The sequence below is a fragment of the Niveispirillum sp. CC-CTL257 genome, assembly GCF_059489915.1.
This window is the reverse complement of record NZ_JCAJXE010000001.1, coordinates 1,615,912-1,634,811: the sequence shown is the minus strand read 5'-3', so window position 1 is coordinate 1,634,811 and position 18,900 is coordinate 1,615,912. Positions and strand designations below refer to the sequence as shown.

At 62.9% G+C, this 18,900-nt stretch carries 15 protein-coding genes; 6 read left to right on the top strand and 9 right to left on the bottom strand.

What is annotated here, in order from left to right:
* The first annotated feature begins 24 nt into the window (after positions 1-24).
* Both ABC729_RS07805 and ABC729_RS07800 read left to right on the top strand, forming a co-directional pair.
* A complete protein-coding gene (locus ABC729_RS07805) occupies positions 25-2,466 on the top strand; it encodes an ABC transporter permease (RefSeq protein WP_495607061.1) in 2,442 nt (813 codons plus the stop codon).
* A gap of 56 nt (positions 2,467-2,522) precedes the next feature.
* The gene (locus ABC729_RS07800; protein ID WP_495607060.1) at positions 2,523-4,964 is read left to right on the top strand and encodes an ABC transporter permease; all 2,442 of its coding nucleotides are present in this window, start codon (positions 2,523-2,525) and stop codon (positions 4,962-4,964) included.
* Here ABC729_RS07800 and mobA read toward each other — a convergent pair.
* The gene (gene mobA, locus ABC729_RS07795; protein ID WP_495607059.1) at positions 4,942-5,625 is read right to left on the bottom strand and encodes a molybdenum cofactor guanylyltransferase MobA; all 684 of its coding nucleotides are present in this window, start codon (positions 5,623-5,625) and stop codon (positions 4,942-4,944) included. The genes ABC729_RS07800 and mobA overlap by 23 nt on opposite strands.
* Before the next feature lie 183 nt (positions 5,626-5,808).
* Here mobA and ABC729_RS07790 point away from each other — a divergent pair, with 183 nt between their 5' ends.
* Positions 5,809-7,611, top strand: coding sequence for an SAM-dependent methyltransferase (locus tag ABC729_RS07790; protein ID WP_495607058.1), 1,803 nt, complete (start codon positions 5,809-5,811; stop codon positions 7,609-7,611).
* A gap of 103 nt (positions 7,612-7,714) precedes the next feature.
* Positions 7,715-10,582, top strand: coding sequence for an ATP-binding protein (locus tag ABC729_RS07785; RefSeq protein WP_495607057.1), 2,868 nt, complete (start codon positions 7,715-7,717; stop codon positions 10,580-10,582).
* On the opposite strand, the gene ABC729_RS07780 is transcribed toward ABC729_RS07785, so the two are convergent.
* From ABC729_RS07780 to rnhB, 5 genes are all read right to left on the bottom strand, one after another.
* A complete protein-coding gene (locus ABC729_RS07780; protein ID WP_495607056.1) occupies positions 10,566-10,718 on the bottom strand; it encodes a hypothetical protein in 153 nt (50 codons plus the stop codon). The genes ABC729_RS07785 and ABC729_RS07780 overlap by 17 nt on opposite strands.
* A gap of 26 nt (positions 10,719-10,744) precedes the next feature.
* A complete protein-coding gene (locus tag ABC729_RS07775; protein WP_495607055.1) occupies positions 10,745-10,897 on the bottom strand; it encodes a hypothetical protein in 153 nt (50 codons plus the stop codon).
* Positions 10,898-10,936: 39 nt separating this feature from the next.
* On the bottom strand, positions 10,937-11,089 hold the full coding sequence (locus ABC729_RS07770) for a hypothetical protein (RefSeq protein WP_495607054.1): 153 nt from the start codon (positions 11,087-11,089) through the stop codon (positions 10,937-10,939).
* Positions 11,090-11,472: 383 nt separating this feature from the next.
* Positions 11,473-12,564: a site-specific DNA-methyltransferase gene (locus tag ABC729_RS07765; RefSeq protein ID WP_495607053.1), complete on the bottom strand. Its 1,092-nt coding sequence runs from the start codon at positions 12,562-12,564 to the stop codon at positions 11,473-11,475.
* 93 nt (positions 12,565-12,657) lie between these two features.
* Complete coding sequence (gene rnhB, locus ABC729_RS07760; RefSeq protein ID WP_495607052.1) at positions 12,658-13,290, bottom strand: ribonuclease HII; 633 nt, start codon at positions 13,288-13,290, stop codon at positions 12,658-12,660.
* Positions 13,291-13,441: 151 nt separating this feature from the next.
* On the opposite strand from rnhB, the gene hemN reads away from it, so the two are divergent.
* Together hemN and ABC729_RS07750 are read left to right on the top strand one after the other, a co-directional pair.
* Positions 13,442-14,794: an oxygen-independent coproporphyrinogen III oxidase gene (gene hemN, locus ABC729_RS07755; protein WP_495607051.1), complete on the top strand. Its 1,353-nt coding sequence runs from the start codon at positions 13,442-13,444 to the stop codon at positions 14,792-14,794.
* A 78-nt stretch (positions 14,795-14,872) separates the two neighbouring features.
* Entirely contained in the window at positions 14,873-15,772 is a 900-nt protein-coding gene (locus ABC729_RS07750; RefSeq protein ID WP_495607050.1) for a 5'-nucleotidase, lipoprotein e(P4) family, read from the top strand.
* Between the two features lie 34 nt (positions 15,773-15,806).
* Here ABC729_RS07750 and msrB read toward each other — a convergent pair whose 3' ends face one another.
* The 3 genes from msrB to ABC729_RS07735 all read right to left on the bottom strand — a co-directional run bounded on the left by msrB (position 15,807) and on the right by ABC729_RS07735 (position 18,819).
* Entirely contained in the window at positions 15,807-16,205 is a 399-nt protein-coding gene (msrB, locus tag ABC729_RS07745; RefSeq protein WP_495607049.1) for a peptide-methionine (R)-S-oxide reductase MsrB, read from the bottom strand.
* 13 nt (positions 16,206-16,218) lie between these two features.
* Positions 16,219-16,662 carry an acetyltransferase gene (locus ABC729_RS07740; protein WP_495607048.1) on the bottom strand — a complete coding sequence of 148 codons (444 nt, stop codon included), beginning with the start codon at positions 16,660-16,662 and terminating at the stop codon, positions 16,219-16,221.
* Positions 16,663-16,740: 78 nt separating this feature from the next.
* Complete coding sequence (locus ABC729_RS07735; RefSeq protein WP_495607047.1) at positions 16,741-18,819, bottom strand: M13 family metallopeptidase; 2,079 nt, start codon at positions 18,817-18,819, stop codon at positions 16,741-16,743.
* Positions 18,820-18,900: the final 81 nt, after the last annotated feature.

The following is an 18,900-nucleotide window of genomic DNA, read 5'->3' as shown; positions in this document are numbered from 1 at the left end:
CATTGACACGGGGGGAGAGGGGCCATGCTGCGGAACTGGATGATGGTGGCGGTGCGCAATCTGTTGCGGCACAAGCTTTATACCGCGATCAATGTGCTGGGCCTGACGGCGGGGCTGGCGGCGGCGTTGCTGATTGCCGTGTTTGTCCGGCATGAGCTGTCATTCAATGACCGGTTCGCCAATGTCGACAGCACCTGGCGCCTCAACCGTATCCTGCTGATCAATGGCCGGGCGCCGGAACCGACCCCTTCGCAGGCCATCCCCCTGGCACCCGCCCTGAAACAGAGCTTCCCGGAGGTGGTGCAGGCGGTCCGTGTGGCCCGCGTGCGGGAGGTGGTGCGCCGCGACGGGGACAGCCTCTATCAGCTGTTCTCCGCCGTGGACCCCGATTATTTCGACATATTCGACTGGCGCTTCCTGTCCGGCGATCCGGCATCGGCCCTGACACAGCCCAACAGCGCCGTCCTGACCGTGGCGACGGCGGAAAAGCTGTTTGGGACCACCAATGTCCTGGACCGGACCATCGAGCTGGGGTCCGGCATCACCCTGCGTGTGACAGGCGTGATCGAAAATCCGCCCGTCAATGTCACCCACCGGCCAGAGGCGCTGATCGCCCTGTCCACGCCGCTGCCCTCCATTGACCGCGCGCGGGAACAGTGGAACTGGAACTGGATCGACACCTATGTCCGTCTTGCCCCTGGCACTAACGTCGCGCGGCTGGATGCGGCGTTACCCGACTTCGTGCGCCGGAATAATCCGAATGCGGTGGAGGATGAAAGCCAGGGCGACCGCAACGTCCTGACGCTACAAAGGTTGCGTGATGTCCACACCGCCCCCCTTTCCGATGATGAGGGGACCAGCATGGCCGTCATCTCCGGCCTGACGGCGCTGGCGGCTGTCATCCTGGCCATTGCGGCGGTGAATTTCGTGAACCTCGCGACGGCGCGGGCCAGCATGCGGGCGCGTGAAGTGGCGATGCGCAAGGCATTGGGCGCGCCGCGCCGGCTGCTGGTGCTGCAATTCCTGGGGGAAAGCCTGCTGCTGACCTTCCTGTCAGGCTTGATGGCGCTGGCGGTGGTGGAGATGACGCTGCCTCTGTTCCAGGATGCGATGTCGGTCACCATTGATCCCGCCTATCGCGAGATTTGGGCCATGGCCGTCATCGTGGCTGGCTTGGCCTTTGTGCTGGGGGTGTTGGGCGGGATTTATCCGGCCCTGGTCCTGTCCGGCTTCCGGCCCGCCCATGTGTTGCGCGGCAACAGCAAGGGCAATGCCGGTGGCGGGCGGCTGCGCACCATTCTGGTGGTGGCGCAGTTTGCGGTGGCCATCGCGCTCACCGTCGGCACCCTGGTCGTGCTGCAACAGGCGCGCTATGCCAGCAGCCAGCAGCTGGGTTTCGACAAGGATAATGTCGTGCTGCTGCGCGGTGCCGACAATAAGGCGGCTAAGCCGAAACTGGCGGCGCTGAAACAGCGGCTGCTGGCCGATCCCGGTGTGATCGCGGCGGCGGGCGCCCCCTGGGTTCCTTCCGATGGGGCGGAGACCACCAGCGGTTATCGCCGCACCGACGATGGTCAGAATACAACCGTCACCATCCGCACTGACAATGTCGATTACGGCTATTTCGAAACGCTCGGTGCCCGGCTGCTGGCCGGTCGCACCTTTGATGAGAAATACGGGGCAGAGGCCGCCGCCGATGTGCCGCAGGGACAGCGCATGGATGGCCGCACGGCCAGCGCCGTGTTGTCGCTGTCGGCCGTGCGGCAGCTGGGCTGGGCCAGCCCGCAGGACGCCATTGGCCGCACCCTGCTCTATCCACAGGATGAGGGCGATGTGACCTTGACCATCGTCGGCGTCGTGGATGACCTGCAATACCGCACGGCGCGGGACCGTACTGTCGCGTCCGTCTATCAGATCGACCAGGGCCAGATCGGCACGCTGATGGTGCGGATCAAGCCGGATGCGGCCCCCGCTGTCTTGAACCGGATTGATGCCCTGTGGCGCGAAATGGTGCCGGAGGTGCCGGTGCGCCGGCAGTTCCTGGATGAACGGATCGAACAGCTTTACGCGCTGGATGTCCGCCAGGGCAAACTGTTCGCGGCCTTCGCGGGGCTGGCCGTGGTCATCGCCTGCCTGGGCCTGTTCGGTCTGGCCAGTTTCACGGCTGAACGCCGGACCAAGGAGATCGGCATCCGCAAGGTGCTGGGTGCCAGTGTCGGGGACCTTGTGCGCCTGCTGGTCTGGCAATTCTCGCGCCCGGTGCTGATCGCCAATCTGGTGGCATGGCCGGTGGCGTGGTTCGGGCTTAGCCGCTGGCTGGAGGGGTTTGCCTATCGTGTCGCACTCGACCCGCTGTTGTTCGTGGCGGCGGGTCTGGGGGCCTTGATCATCGCCTGGGCCACGGTTGCCGGCCATGCGGCGCGGGTTGCCGTTGAAAAGCCGGTGCGCGCGCTGCGGTACGAATGACGCCAACGGATATTGGCACCGGCGACTGGGGTCGGGGAAAGAGGGGAGCTGGGGACATGCTAAAGAACTGGGTCATGGTGGCGCTGCGCAATCTGCTGCGCCACAAGCTTTACACCACGATCAATGTCTTGGGCTTGGCCGCCGGTCTGGCGGCGGCCCTGCTGATCACGGTCTTCGTGCGCCATGAACTGTCGTATAACAGCATGTTCACCAATGCCGACAAGACCTTGCGCATCGTGCGGACGGAGCATCTGCCCGGCCGTCCGTCGGCGACCTATGCCGCCATGTCCATGCCCACGGCGGCGGCACTGAAGCAGGAATTTTCGGAGATTGAAACCGTCGTCCGTTTTGGCCGTGTGCGGGAGATCGTGCGCCGTGGCGATGAAAGCCTCTATGTCAGTTTCCATGCTGTGGATGTCGATTATCTGCGGCTGTTCGACTGGCCTTTCCTGTCGGGGGACCCGCGCACGGCCTTGTCACAGCCCAACAGCACCGTACTGACCAAGGCGCTGGCCACGAAGATTTTCGGGGAGCATGAGGCATTGGGCCGTACCGTAACCCTGGTCGATGGTCGTGTGCTGACGGTCACCGGGGTCATGAAGGACCCGCCCTCCAATGTGACGGATGAGGTAGAGGCGTTGATGTCCATTGCAACGCCGCTGCCCTTCCTGGAACGACAGCGGGAAAACTGGAACAGCAACTGGCTGCACATCTATGTCCGGTTGGTGCCCGGTGCCGATGTTGAGCGGTTGAAGGCTGATCTGAAGGGCTTCATGGCCCGCGTCCGCCCCAATGCCAACCCGCTGGAAGATGGCGGTTACCGCGCCGAACTCGGCTTCCAGCCGCTGTTGGATATCCGTACCCACCCGCTGCCCGGCGCTGTTGGCACCAGCATGGCGGTGATCTCCGGCCTGATGGCGCTGGCGGTGCTGATTATGGCCATCGCGGCCATCAATTTCGTCAATCTGGCGACGGCGCGGGCGACCATGCGGGCCCGCGAAGTGGCCTTGCGCAAAACGCTGGGCGCGCCGCGCCGACTGCTGATCGCGCAGTTCCTGGGGGAAAGCCTGCTGCTCACCCTGCTGGCCGGTCTGCTGGCCATGGCCATCGTGGAAATGGGACTGGACCCGTTCCAGTCGGCCTTGGGCATCAAGCTGGATCCGGTCTTCCATGGCCCTCTTCTGATGGGAGGGCTGACGCTGGGCCTGTCGGTGCTGCTGGGTCTACTGGGTGGGCTTTACCCTGCCTTCGTTCTGTCGGGCTTCCGTCCGGCGCAGGTGCTGCGCTCCAACAAATCCGCTGGTGTCGGTGGCGGACGCCTGCGCGCTGCCCTGGTGGTTGGGCAGTTCGCGGTGGCTATCGGCCTGACCGTCGGTACCCTGGTCGTATTGCAACAGACCCGTTATGCCAGCAGCCAGGAACTGGGCTTCGACAAGGAGAATGTCGTGCTGTTGCGTGGCTTCGAATATGAATCCGCGCGGTCGAAGCTGGAAACCTTCAAGACGCGACTGCTGGCCGACCCGGCGGTCGTGTCGGTGGCTGGCGCGCCCTGGGCACCGTCCGACCCGTCGGAACGCACCTCCACCTATGGCATCATCACCGGCGACCGTAACGAGACGATGACGGTGCGCACCGAACCGGTGGATTTCGGCTATTTCGAAACGCTGGGCACTACCATGCTGGCCGGTCGAACCTTCGATAAGGCGCGCGGTGCCGACGAGCCCAAATTCGTGCCGGAGGGCAACAGTGTGGAGGGGCGGACAGCCGCCACCATCATCTCTGCCACGGCCGTACAGCAGTTCGGGTGGGGCAGCCCGGCAGAGGCCATTGGCCGCACCATCAACTTCCCGCAAGATGAGGGTGACATTACCTTGCAGGTGGTGGGTGTTGTCACTGATCTTCAGTACAAGTCCGCCCGCAGCAGCACCGTCGCCACCATCTACCATGCCGACCCCGCAGAGACACGGGTGCTGATGGTGCGCATCCGCCCCGGTGATGTGTCGGCCACCTTGAACCGCATCGACAGCCTGTGGCGGGAAATGGTGCCTGACGTGCCGGCGCGCCGCCATTTCCTGGATGAACGCGTGGAACTGCTCTATGCCGACGATGTGCGCCAGGGCAAGCTGTTCGCGGCCTTTGCCGGGCTGGCGGTGATCATCGCCTGTCTGGGCCTGTTCGGTCTGGCCAGCTTTACCGCTGAACGGCGGACGAAGGAGATCGGCATCCGCAAGGTGCTGGGTGCCTCTGTACCTGATCTGGTGCGTCTGCTGGTCTGGCAATTCTCCCGCCCCGTGCTGATTGCCAACCTGATCGCTTGGCCAGCGGCATGGTACGGGCTGAACCAGTGGCTTCAGGGTTTTGCCTATCGCGTTGACCTTGACCCGGTGCTGTTCCTGGTTGCCGGTATGGGGGCTATGGTGATCGCCTGGGTTACCGTCGCGGGCCATGCAGCGCGGGTGGCGATGGCAAAGCCGGTCAAGGCACTGCGCTACGAATGATATGATCGGCCCGGGCCAAATCATTCGGGCGGTTGATGTTGAAAAACGGGTCGATGCCGTTCGGTCCGGCGGGGAAGGGGACATCCACCCGCCCGTGTCGGGCGGCAAAGCTCCCCACTTTGCGCAACCCCTCGTTCTGCAAGGCGTCCCGAAGGGCCGGACGTAGCGACAGGGCCCACAGGGCCACGGTCGGATGCCGGATGCCGTCCGGCCCGACCGCCATGGCGACGCCATCGGCTCCCGGCGGCAAGGCAGCCGTCAGGGCAGGCCCCAGGTCGGTGGGCAGGAACGGGGTATCACATGGTACGCACAGAAGGCGCGTCCGTTGCGGCCTGTGGGTCGCCACCCATTCCATGGCGGACAGGATGCCGGCCAGCGGCCCTGGCCGGTCGGGCACGGTATCGGCGACCGGCGTGATGCCGGTCAGCCAATCCTGCTCCCGGAACCGGGCCGGGTCGTCATTGACCGATAACAGGATCGTGTCGGTCCAGCAGCGGACCTTATCGACGACAAGATGCAGGATCGGTCGGCCTCCGACGGCCTGCAATCCCTTATCCCCACCCCCCATGCGGCGGGCCATGCCTCCAGCCAGGATTACCGCCACCGGCGGCAAGGGGTGATCGGCAATAGTGCCACCATTCATAGTATTGTAACCCTGCATACGCACGTATTCGGGGCGTGAAAACCCATGACCGGTAATAAATCTGAGATGTATGGCAATTCCATTATCTCTAATTTTGCGGAATGCATTCATGCCTCGAATGCGTTAGGGTCATGGCGCCTTCGGCGTAGCCCGTTTGGAAATTGACGTAGTTCAGCTTCGCACCCAGGGGGAACAAGGACGATGCCCAATTCCATCGATTTGTCCAAGCCGCTTGTTACCGGTCAGACCCACGGAAGCCTGACCGTGGTTGGCACCGGCATTCGTTCGATTTCGCATTTCACGCAGGAAGCGATCGGCCACATCCGTGATGCCGACGCCGTATTCTTTGCCGTGCCGGATGGCGTCACCGCCAATTTCATCCGTGAACTGAACCCCAGCGCCTATAATCTCGCCCTGCATTATGGCGAGGATAAGCGTCGCCTGATCACTTATGTCCAGATGGCCGAAATCGTGCTGCGCGCGGTGCGCGAGGGCAAGCGCGTCACGGCCGTGTTCTATGGTCATCCGGGCTTCTTCGTGTCGCCCGCCCGCCGTGCGCTGAATATTGCCCGCAAGGAAGGCCACCGGACCGAGATGCTGCCCGGCATCTCCTCCACCGACTATCTGTTCGCCGATTTGCGCATCGATCCGGCGGTCATGGGGTGCCAGATTCTGGAAGCCAGCGACATGCTGCTGCGCAACCGTCCGGTCATCACCTCCAGCCATGTTGTGCTGTTGCAGGTGGGGTCGGTCGGTGACAGCTATTTCTCGGTCAAGGGCTTCAAGAATAATAAGCGCGCCATCCTGTTCGAACGCCTGATCGAGATCTATGGCGAGAACCACCCCTGCTACCATTATCTTGGTGCCACCTTCCCGGGGCTGGATAGCCAGATCACGCGGCGGCCGCTGAAGGCTTATCGCGATCCGGCCGTCCGCGCCTCGGTGCATCCGGCCTGCTCCTTCTATTTTCCGCCCAAGGACATTCTGCCAATCGACGAGGAGATGGCGGAAAAGCTGGGCATGGGCTATCCCGGCGGCAATGTTGGTCGCACCGGCGACGTGCTGCCGAAAAGCCCCAGTGGTGATTATGGCCCGTTCGAAATGGACGCGATCGCCCGGCTGGAGAATGAAGCCCCCGGCGGACGTGAGCGCAGCACGTCGAAGGCTCTGTATCGTGTTCTGTCGCAGATGGCCGGCAGCCCCGACGCCGTCGATGCCTATCGCCGTGATGCCAAGACCTATGTCAGCCTGTTCGGCGGCCTGACTTCCGAGGAAAAGGCCGCTCTGACGGACCGCAGCGCGTCGGCCCTTCACGGCGTGGCATTGCAGATCGTGCGCAGCGCCGATCCTGTCACCGCACGTGCCACGACGGCGGAACAGCATGTGGCCACCGAACAGAACGTCGCCGAGCAGCATGTGGCGATGGAAAACCACGTGGCAATGGAAAACCACGTGGCAATGGAAAACCACGTGGCCGTAGAGGGCCATCTGGCTGCTGAGCAGCATGTAGTTGGCATCAGCCGCAACGCTGCCACCGCCAGCGGCGCTGATGCGGGTGAACTTCACGACGCCGAAGAGCTGCATGATGCAGGCGAGCTTCACGACGCGAAGGAACTTCACGACGCCGAAGAACTGCATGATGCGGGCGAGCTTCACGACGCGAAGGAACTTCACGACGCCGAAGAGCTGCATGATGCGGGCGAGCTTCACGACGCGAAGGAACTTCACGACGCCGAAGAGCTGCATGATGCGGGCGAGCTTCACGACGCGAAGGAACTTCACGACGCCGAAGAGCTGCATGATGCGGGCGAGCTTCACGACGCGAAGGAACTTCACGACGCCGAAGAGCTGCATGATGCGGGCGAGCTTCACGACGCGAAGGAACTTCACGACGCTGAAGAACTGCATGATGCGGGCGAGCTTCACGACGCGAAGGAGCTTCACGACGCCGAAGAACTGCATGATGCCGCCGAACTGCACGAACCGGACTCCGACCGGCAGTAAAAGGCAATAAAATGAAAGGGGGGATGGTCACATCCCCCCTTTACATTTCTTCTGTGTCACGGGATATCCAGTGTTGGTCCTTTCGAACCGGGAATGATCTACTGTGCAACGGCCTGTGATGTATGACAGCGTGACCGATTTTTTCGGGTTGCCTGAAGACATCGCCAGGCTCCGTGGCGCGCTGGACGGCAATGGCCAGGGTGATACCGGTGTTCGTATCCGGTTGGCTTGGTTCCTGCGCCAGCGGGATACCGCCGCCGCGCTCGACTTGTTGGCGGCCATCGGATCGCCTGTTCATGGCGCTGATGAGGCTACGCACCGGCTTTATGGCCGCGTCCTTCTGATAGAGGCGGAATGTGCACGCCTCCACGCCGACCTGACCCGCGCCATGTCCATGCTGGATCAGGCGGAAGGCTTGTTCACCAGCCTTCATGATCCTGTCGGCCTGGGCGATTGCGCCTTCATCCGGGCCGAAGCGCTGTTGCTGGCCGGGGAAATCCTGGCGTCGCTGCGGTCACTGCGTGATGCGGTCGATCATTACAGCCGGGGCACCGACCCTCTCCGCCAGGCCATGGCTATGGCTTGGGCCACCAATCAGGAGCAATATCACAATCCTGGTGAGGCACAGGCCCGTTGGGACGGGACCAGCCTTTCCAAGGAGTGCCTGCAACATCCGGCCGTTCGCGCCTATGCCGCCACCTGCGAAGGCAGTGTGGCCTTTCAGCAGGGTGATTTTCCGCAGGCCATCCGCACCTGGGAAGACGGTTTCGAACAGGCCCAGGTGGCGGGGGCGGTGACGCTTGCCATTCATCTGGCGACCGTGACGGGGGCGGCCTATGCCAACCTTTTCGACCTGCCGACCGCCCTGGAATGGAAGGAGCGGGCGGTAGGGTTGGCCAAAGCCATGGGCTGGCCGGAGGCGCTGGGCGCCACCTTGTCCTCCATGGCGGAGACGACAACCAGCCTGGGCGAGCATAAGCGCGCCGAGATGCTGTTTCAGGAGGCTTTGCCTTATCTTGACCGGCTGCCCGGTTCGCGCCGTCATTCAATCGCCTATTCGGCCTATGGCAATCTGTGCATCGCCATGGGCGATCCGGCGGCGGGCCTGGAATGGTATCAGAAGGCCGAAACCATCGCGCAGCGTCTGGGCCATCCCGACGTGGAACTGCTGCTGGGTTCGGCCATTCCCAATGCCTTGCTGAAACTGGGTCGCGCGGACGAGGCGGAACAACGTGTCCTGCGCGCCCGCTCCCTGTCAGGCGCTCAGGGCAACCCCTATTACGAGATCGAGGCGTTGCGGGTTCTGGCCGCTGTGCGCCGCGCCCAGGGACGAGACGCGTCGGAAGCCATCTCCTTGCTGCTGGAGGCGTTGTCGCTGGGCGAGGCGCTGAAGGGCATGACCATCCGCAACGAAATCTATGAGGAATTGGCCCGCGACTATGAGGCGGCGGGTGATTTCCAGCGGGCGCTGCATTATGAACGCCGGGCCCGCGAAAGCTGGCAGCGCAATTTCGACCGGCAGAACGGTGCGCGCATCCAGGCCTTGCAGGTCCGCTTCGATACCGCCCGTGCCCGTGCGGACGCCGAGCATCACCGCCGTCTGGCGGAGGCGGAAGCCGCCCGTGCCCTTGAACTGGATCGTGCCAACCAGACGCTGGAACGGCTTGGCGCCATCGGGCAGGATATCACGGCTCGGCTCGACAGCGATGGCGTCTTCGACACCCTGTCGCGGCACCTGCACGATCTGATGCCGGCCAACACGCTGTTCGTGGGGTTGAAAGACGACGCCCGGCAGATCATCGACATACGCTATCGCATGGAGGATGGACGGCGTCTGCCGCCACGGCAGGTGGCGCTGGCGTCCGACAATCTGTCTGCCCGCTGCGTGCGCGACAATGAAGAAATACTGGTCAGTTGGGGCAGCGCGCCTGATACACGCCCCATGCGGACCGTGCTGTTCCGGCCCCTGGCGATGGGGCGGCGTGTGCTGGGCGTCGTCTCGGTCCAGAGCGAACTGCCCAATGCCTATGGGCCGCGTGAGCTGCTGATCTTCCGCACCATCTGTGCCTATGGTGCCATCGCCATGGCCAATGCGGAGGCTTATGAGCAGCTGGATCGCGCCATGGCGGAAACGCGTGAGGCGCTGCAACGGCTGGTACAGCAGGAGAAGATGGCGGCGCTGGGTCAGCTTGTGGCCGGCGTGGCGCATGAGGTGAACACGCCGCTGGGGGTTACCCTGTCCGCCGTCTCGCAGCTGAATGACAGCATCCGCCATCTGCGCGAGATGGTGGTGCGCGGCAACCTGACCCGTTCTCTGCTGACGGATACCTTGGAGAATGGCCAGGATCTGGCCGCCCTGGCTCAGCGCAACGTGGTGCGCGCCGCCGATATGATCCGCACCTTCAAGGGCGTGGCGGTCGACCATGGCAATGATGAGCGCCGTATTTTCGACCTGGATGATTACCTGTCGGAGATCATGTCGCTGATCCGGGCCCGGGTGGCCGGCAATGGCAACCGGATCGAGCTGGATGTGGTGTCGGTGCAGATGGACACCTATCCGGGCGCCCTGGCCCAGGTGATCACCAATCTGGTGACCAATGTCGCCGATCATGCCTATGCCCCGGATCGTCCGGGTCGCATCCTGGTGCGTGCGCGGCGGCTGGATTCATCCATGGTTGAAATTGCGGTGGAGGATCAGGGTGTCGGCATTCCCGCCGATATCCTGCCCCGTGTTTTTGACCCGTTCTTCACCACGCGCCGGGCATCGGGCAGCATGGGGCTGGGTCTGCATGTGGTGTTCAATCAGGTGACGCAGCGCCTGAATGGCAGCATCGTCGTCAACAGCGTGTCGGGGAAGGGGACCGTCGCCGTTCTGCGCATCCCGCGCGAGGTGCCGGGGGACCTTCCCACCAATTTCCTGACCACTTCTGACGAGCAGGCAGGAAGCCGTAAGGTCACATCAGGGCATTAAGGGTGACGGTCATGAAGGCGGCGACGGACAGAACGGTCGCGGCCTCGACGGCACCGACGCTGTCTTTGATGAAGCTGCGGAAACCGGACAGGACTTCATCGGCGTCATGGGCGGCGGCGTTGATCATGGCGGACATGGGATATCTCCTTCGGGTCGGATGGATCAGAACAGCGTGTTCACCAGCACAGCCATGAAGACGGCGACGGCAGCAATGCCAGCGGCTTCGACAACATGGGCCAATGTGGGGACGGAAGCGCGGAAGCCAGACAGGATGTCGTTGGCGTCATGGGCAGCGGCGTTGATATAGGCGGACATGATTTTCTCTCTATCTCAGGGGTTTGTGGGGTTGGGGGATTACAGCAGCGTGTGCAGGGCCAGCGTCAGCAGGCCGCCAATGGCCAGGGCGGTCGTGGCTTCGATCAGGTCGGATACCGTCGGCAGGGAGGCCAGGAAGCTGCTCAGCATGTTCTCGTCGGCGGCTTCGATCTGGTTCGTCAGGTTCGTCATTTTCATCTCCGTGTGTTCGTGTCTTTCGATGACCCTGTATCAGCAAAGGGCGTGCCAACTGGGTTTTTGGCACATTCTGGAAAATACAGAGAGGGTCAAAAGGTGAGTGTTGTTACAAAGTGGTGAGTTCGGCGATAAGTGGTTTGGATTGCGACAACATCGGGGCGGCGATTGTCCGGAAATGGACAGAGATCGGGGCCGGGATGTCCGCTGGCGAACGATTTACGCCTGTCCGGGTTCGGCATGCGTGATTTGCATCACATGGCGATGCAGGTATGCGCCAAATGCAAAAACCCCCGCCGGAGCGATCCGGCGGGGGTGGAACAGAAATAATGACTGGATGAAATCAGGTCGGCGGGACCGTCGCCCGCCTTGTTCTGAAATCAGTGCTTCTCGCTGATCACCTGCTGGCGCAGCACATCAATGGGGGCCAGGGCACCCTCGCGCTGGAAGTGCCAGAAGGTCCAGCCATTGCAGGCCGGCAGGCCCTGCATGGCGGCACCCACCTGATGGATGGAGCCCTTATGCTCGCCCAGATGGTTCTGCGCCACCAGGGTGCCGTCGGCGCGGACCTTGGCGATGTGGCGGCGGCGATTATCGAACAGCATGGTGCCGGGCTTCAGGAAGCCGCGTTCGATCAGGTTGCCGAACGGCACGCGCGGCTGGCTGCGCTTGTTGGTAACTTCCAGCAGTTCCGGCTCCGCCACCTCTTCGACCTGGGCGATACGGTCATTGGCCAGGCGGGCATATTCATGTTCCCGCTCAATCCCGATCCATTTGCGGCGCAGGCGCTTGGCCACGGCCCCGGTCGTGCCGGTACCGAAGAACGGGTCCAGCACGGTATCGCCGACTTTGGTGGAGGACATCAGCACGCGGAACAGCAGGCTTTCCGGCTTCTGCGTGGGGTGTGCCTTCTGGCCTGTCTCGTCGCGCAGACGCTCCGACCCGGTGCAGAGCGGCAGGGTCCAGTCGGACCGCATCTGCAAATCCTCGTTCAGCGCCTTCATCGCCTCATAGGCGAAGTAATATTTGCTGTCCTTGGACTTGGAGGCCCAGATCATTGTCTCATGGGCATTGGCAAAGCGGCGGCCCTTGAAATTGGGCATCGGGTTCGATTTGCGCCAGATGATGTCGTTCAGCACCCAGTAGCCCAGGTCCTGCAAAATGGCGCCGACGCGGAAGATATTGTGATACGAGCCGATCACCCACAGGGTGCCGTCATCCTTCAGCGTGTGGCGCGCCGCATCCAGCCAGTCGCGGGTGAAGCGGTCATAGCTTTGGAAATCCTGGAAACGATCCCACTCCTCATCCACCCCGTCGACACGGGTATGGTTGGGGCGCATCAGGTCGCCGTTCAATTGCAGATTATAGGGTGGATCGGCGAAGACCACATCGACCGAACCGGCGGGCATATCCCGCATCAGCTGAACGCAATCACCGACGATAATCCGGTTGGTCGCTAGTTTTTCATTCATGATTTTGGCCGCCGACTCGGGAGGGGAATTTCGCCGACAATGATTCGGCCCCGAGTCGCCGTCAACAGAAAAATTTTGGAAGAGTCAAAAGAGTCAGAGAGTTAGAGAGAGTTGTTCGGAAACTGGTGCAAAAGAGCGGCGGTGATGCGGCGTCGGGCCTAAGCTTTTGATGGCGGCGCGATGGGCGGCGGTTCCATAGCCCTGATTGCGTTCCCAACCATATCCGGGGTGTTGAAGCGCCAACTGCCCCATGATCTTGTCCCGCGTCACCTTCGCGACGATGGACGCGGCCGCAATGGACAGGGACAGGGCATCGCCTTCAACCAGGGTTTCCACTTGGCAACGAAGCCTGGGCGGGCGGTTTCCATCCACCAGGGCCAGGGACGGCATGCGACCGATTTTTGCGGCCAGTTCGTCCACGGCGCGGGCCATGGCCAGGAAAGTGGCCTGCAAAATGTTCACCGCGTCGATTTCCTCCACCGACGCGATGCCGACGCCGAACGGCGCATGGGCGATGATGCGTTCAAACATCGCCTCGCGCTGCGCCTGCTTGACCTGTTTGCTGTCATTGATGCCGACGCACCAGTCGGGAATGGCGTCATGGGGCAGCAGGACGGCGCCCGCGACGACGGGACCGGCGAGCGGACCGCGCCCCGCCTCGTCCACACCGCAGACCAGGAAATCCGGGCCATGGCCCAGGCGAAGTTCGTGCGAAAGATCAGGCATGTGCCCTGTGTGGCAAAAGCCGTCATTCCGCGCAAGGCCGTCATGCCCTGCATCGGGTCCGCATTTGCGATGGATCAAGGCGTCATCGGTGCGGCGGGCGCAATGTTCGGCCCATCCGCGATCCGACCGAAGCCGTCTCAGAGGCCCCGTCATGCGTCCCGACCTTGTCGCCAAATACCGCCACCAGCGCGTGCCCCGCTACACCTCATACCCCGCCTCGCCGCATTTCACCGATGCGGTGACGGCGGACACCTACCGGGACTGGCTGCGCGACGCTGATCCAAGCTCGTCCCTGTCGCTGTACCTGCATCTGCCTTTCTGCAAATCCATGTGCTGGTATTGCGGCTGTCACACGACGGTGGTGCGGCATGAGGACCCGATCTGGTCCTATCTGGCGGCCCTGTCGACCGAACTGCGCAGCGTGGCGGGTTTGCTGCCTGATGGTCCCGTGGTGCGGCATGTGCATTTTGGCGGCGGCACGCCGACCCTGTTGCCGGTACAGGGCTTCCGGGCCTTGATGGCGGAATTGCGCACCCGCTTCCGCATTGCGCCCGATGCGGAGATCGCTATCGAGATCGATCCCCGCACCCTCAGCGCCGATATGGTGGAGGCCTTGGGCGATGTCGGCGTTACCCGCGCTTCGCTGGGCGTGCAAAGCTTTGATCCCGACGTGCAGGCCGCCATCAACCGTATCCAGCCGTTCGAGATGACGGAAAATGCGGTCAACAGCCTGCGCGCCGCCGGCATTCAGGGCATCAACCTCGACCTGATCTATGGCCTGCCGCGCCAGAGTGTGGCGTCATGCGTGGAAACGGTGCGGCAGGCGATCAGCCTGAAGCCCGACCGTCTGTCCATCTTCGGCTATGCCCATATGCCGGGTTTCAAGGCGCACCAGAACCGGATCGATATCGAAACATTGCCGGATGCCGATGAACGGGTGGCACAGTTGCGGGCCATGGAGATGGCGGTCATGGCGCTGGGCTATGTCCGCGTCGGCATGGACCATTTCGCCCGCCCCGACGATGCCATCGCCATCGCCGCTGAAAAAGGCACGCTGCGCCGGAATTTCCAGGGCTACACGACGGATGAGGCCGACATGCTGCTGGCCTTCGGGGCGTCTGCCATCGGCAAGTTGCCGCAGGGTTATGTCGCCAATATCCTTGCCCTGCCGGCCTATCTGAAGGCCATTGAAGCCAATGGCCTGGCCACGGCCCGTGGTTATCGGATGAGTTTGGATGACAAGTTGCGGGCAACCGTGATCGAGGCGTTGATGTGTCGTTTCGATGTCGATCTGGCCAAGGTGGCGGCTGCCTTTGGCACGCCGCATGAAGCGATTATGCCCGATGCCCGGTTGCTCGCCGATCTGGCCGGCGACGGTGTGGCGCATCTGACCGGCACGCGGCTGACCATTCCGGATGCGGCACGACCGCTGGTGCGATCCGTGGCGGCCCTGTTCGACCGGCATTTGGACCCGGAGGGTGGGCGGCACAGCAAGGCGATCTGACGGTCCACAATACTGGACAGGGCGGGAAGGGCGCGGCATTGTCGGGCATCAATCGACTGTCATAAAAGTGCAATGAACATGCGATCCATCCGCGTCCTGTTGCTGGCGGCCTCCGCCATCGCCCTGTCCGCCTGCTCCGTCAATATTGCCGCCCGCGACGACAAGGCACCGCCGCCCCCCGTCGCCGTTCCGCCGCCCCCGGCACCCGTGGTGGCCAAGCCGGGGCCGGAGGATGATCCGCGTCTGCTCGCCACGCTGTACATGCAGCAGGCCGAGGAATTGCGCCGCCTGTCGAAGCAGGCCTATGCCCTGGCTGCCGTCCGTCTGCCGGCGGCGTTGAAGAAGCCGGGATCGTCGGCCCTGGAACAGACCGATGGCGGCAAGGGCAAGCCGCCCGCCGCCATTTTCGATGTGGACGAGACGGTGCTGGATAACAGCCCGCATCAGGCCCGCGCCATCCTGTCCGGCACGCGCAATTTCGATCTGGGCCAGTGGGACCAGTGGGTCAGCGAACGCGGGGCCACGCCCATGCCGGGTGCTGTCGATTTCGTGAAGGAACTGCGCCGTAACAAGGTGCGGGTGGTCTATATCACCAATCGTGAATGCCGCCCCCGCGCCACCAGCCCCGGCGATCCTTGCCCGCAGCATACGGACACGCTGGCCAATCTGAATGCGGTCGGACTGGGTCCCGTGGCCCCGGAAGATTTGATGCTGAAGGGCCAGAATGGCTGGCCCAGCGACAAGGCCCCGCGCCGGCAGGAGGTCATCAAGACCCACCGCATCGTCATGTCCTTCGGTGATCAGTTCAGCGACATGATGAGCGTGACGCGCAAGGATGACAGTGCGGCCCGCGCCCGCATCGCGGCGGAACATGAGGATTTGTGGAACACCCGCTGGATCGTCATCCCCAACCCCACATATGGTCAGTGGGTTGACGTTCTGCCGGACCCGATCAGCGGCGTTCTGCGGACGAAGTGAAGATAAAAAAGGGGCCGGGTGACCGGCCCCTTTTTCAATCCGCCACGAAATCCAGCGCCACGCCATTGATGCAATAGCGTTGAAAGGTGGGCGGCGGGCCGTCCGGGAATACATGGCCCAGGTGCGAACCGCACTGGCTGCAATGCACCTCCACCCGCACCATACCGTGCGACCGGTCCACAGTACTGCCGACCGATCCCGGCAGCGGGTCGTTGAAGCTGGGCCAGCCGGTGCCGCTTTCGAACTTGTCCCCCGACTGGAACAGGGCCTGGCCGCAACCGGCGCAGCAGAAGCGGCCCGGGCGTTTTTCCCGCAACAAACCGCAGGAACCGGGCCGTTCCGTGCCATGCGCCCGCATCACCCGGTATTGATCGGGCGTCAGGATGCGGCGCCATTCATCGTCGCTGCGGGTAATGGGGAATGTTTTGGTCATCGCAGCCTCCGTTTCACATCCTTGCCATATGGATCAGCGGGTAGGGTTTTCCAGCATGATCAACAGGTGACTGCCCGATTTCGATGAAACCCAGTGCCGCGTAGAACGCCACGGCCCCCGGATTCTGGCTGTTCACATCAACCATCAACCGCCGGCTCAACCCCAATGCATGATTGATCAGGCGTCGACCCACACCATGCCGGTGCCAGACGGGATCAACGAACAGCGCCTCAATCTTCGGCCCTTCCAGCCCGATGAAGCCCTGCACGTCCCCCGCGGGTGACAGGGCCAGCCATTGCGGCTTGTGTGGCAGGTACAGCGTCATCAGCAGATGTTCATAGAAGGCAATATCCGCCGCCGCGACAAAGCCATGCGTGGCATCCACCGCCGCCCGCCAGACGCGATGGATGGTGGTAAGATCGGCTTGTGTGGACAGGCGGATTGCAGTGGCTGGCATCACGGCGGGTCCCACAGAAAAGAAAGGGCCGGCCCTGCGATCAGGACCGGCCCTATGGTGACAGAGATACCGGGACGCTTACCAGACCTTGCAGGCCTTGTCGCCGCGAACCATCTTGTCGGTCGGCTTGCAGTTAAAGGCCTTGGCGAATTCCGGCATGTTCGACAAGGTGCCGTTCACGCGGTATTCGGGCAGGGAATGCACGCCCGTCTGGGCCTGCAGGCGGCGGAATTCCGGCCGTTCCTGTGCGCACCAGACATTGGCCCAGCCATAGAAGAAGCGCTGTTCGGCGGAGAGGCCGCCGATCTTCTTCTTCATACCGGCCTCGCCCAGCCGGCGCTTCAGCGCGTCCAGCGCCACCGGCAGGCCGCCATTGTCGGCCGTGTTCTCGCCCAGCGTCTGCTTGCCGTTCAGGTTCACGCCCTCAACGGCCTGGAAGCCGGAATATTGATCGATCAGGCACTGTGCCCGCTCGGTGAAGCGCTTGGCGTCGTCTTCCGTCCACCAGTCAGCCAGATTGCCGTCGCCCGCGAACTTGCGGCCCTGATCATCGAAACCATGAATGATTTCATGCCCGATCACGCCGCCGATGGCACCGTAATTATAGGCATCGTCAGCGGTGAAATCGAAGAAGGGCGGCTGCAAAATGCCGGCGGGGAAGTTGATATTGTTCTGCTGCGGTGAGTAATAGGCATTCACCGTCGGCGGCGTCATGCCCCATTCCGAACTGTCGCGCGGCTGACCGATGCGGGCCAGACGGCGGCGCTGTTCAAAGCTGTCGGCGCGGGTGACATTGCCCAGAAGGTCACCCTTCACGATGGTCAGCGCCGAATAGTCGCGCCAATTATCGGGGTAGCCGATCTTGTTGGGCATGTTGGCCAGTTTCTCATGCGCCTTGGCCTTGGTCTCTGCGCCCATCCATTCCAGCTTGCTGATCCGGTCCTTCAGGGCGGCCTGCACATCGCCGACCATGGTCAGCATGCGCTTCTTGTGGTCCGGCCCGAATGCCTTTTCCACGAAATACTGGCCCAGATCCTCGCCCAACGCATTGTCGGTGGCGGCGACGCAGCGCTTCCAGCGCGGGCGCTGTTCCTTGGTGCCGTTCAGGGTACGGCCATAGAAATTGAAAGATTCATCGCTGAACGCCTTAGGCAGCCATTGCGCATTGGCGCGCAGCACGTGCCAGGTCAGATAGGTCTTGATGTCGTCCAGGCTGGCCTGGGTCAGCTTGGCATTCATCGCCTCAAAGAATTTCGGCTGGCCGACATTCATCTCGGTAAAGGCCGGCGTGCCGATGGCCGACAGATAGGCGTTCCAGTCGATGGCAGGCACGCTCTTGGCGAAATCGGCCAGAACGGTCGGGTTATTCTGCTTCTGCGGGTCGCGGCGTTCCAGGCGGGTCATCGACGCCTCGGCCAGCGCCGTTTCGAACGCCATCACCGCGTCGGCCTTGGCTTTGGCGGCCTCCGCCGGCGTGCCGGCCAGTTCGAACATCTTCGCCACATGCGCCAGATAGGCGGCGCGCTGTTCCTTGGACTTGTCATCATCCTTGAAATAGAAATCGCGCTCCGGCAGGCCCAGACCGCCTTGACCGGCGGCGGCGATGGTCTGCACGGCATCGCTGAATTTCTGCATGCGGCCAAAGCCGAACAGGGTGTTCACGCCCTGATCATGCAGATAGCCGACGACGGCACCTAAGTCCTTCTTGTCCTTCAGGCCGTTGATCCGGTCCAGCATGGGCGACAGCGGGGCCAAACCCTTGGCATCCACACCTGCCTCATCCATGCAGGACGCATAGAAATCGGCGATGCGGGCGGTCTTCGCATCCGGCTTGGCGACGGCTTCGTCCAGGATCTGGCGCAGCAGGGTCAGGTTCTTGTCGGCCAGCGCGTTGAAATTGCCCCAGCGCGCCTGATCATCGGGGATCGGGTTCTCGCGCTTCCACACGCCGCAGGCATGCAGGAAGAAATTATCGCAAGGGGACACCGCATCATCCAGCACGGGCAGGCCCGGTGCCGGCGGCTTGCCGGCCTTGGCGGCGGCGGGGGCCGCCTGGGCCACCTGCACCGGCGCGTCCGCCATGGCGGTGCCCGACAGCATAAACGTCAAACCCAACGCCAGCAGGCTGCTGGCGCCCATCCCGATCCGTTTCATCATCTCGACCCTTGTTTTTGATCTATGTGCAGGATGCGGCCCTTTCGGGGCCTGTTGCTTATGCCTGCAAAACTATCATGGGCG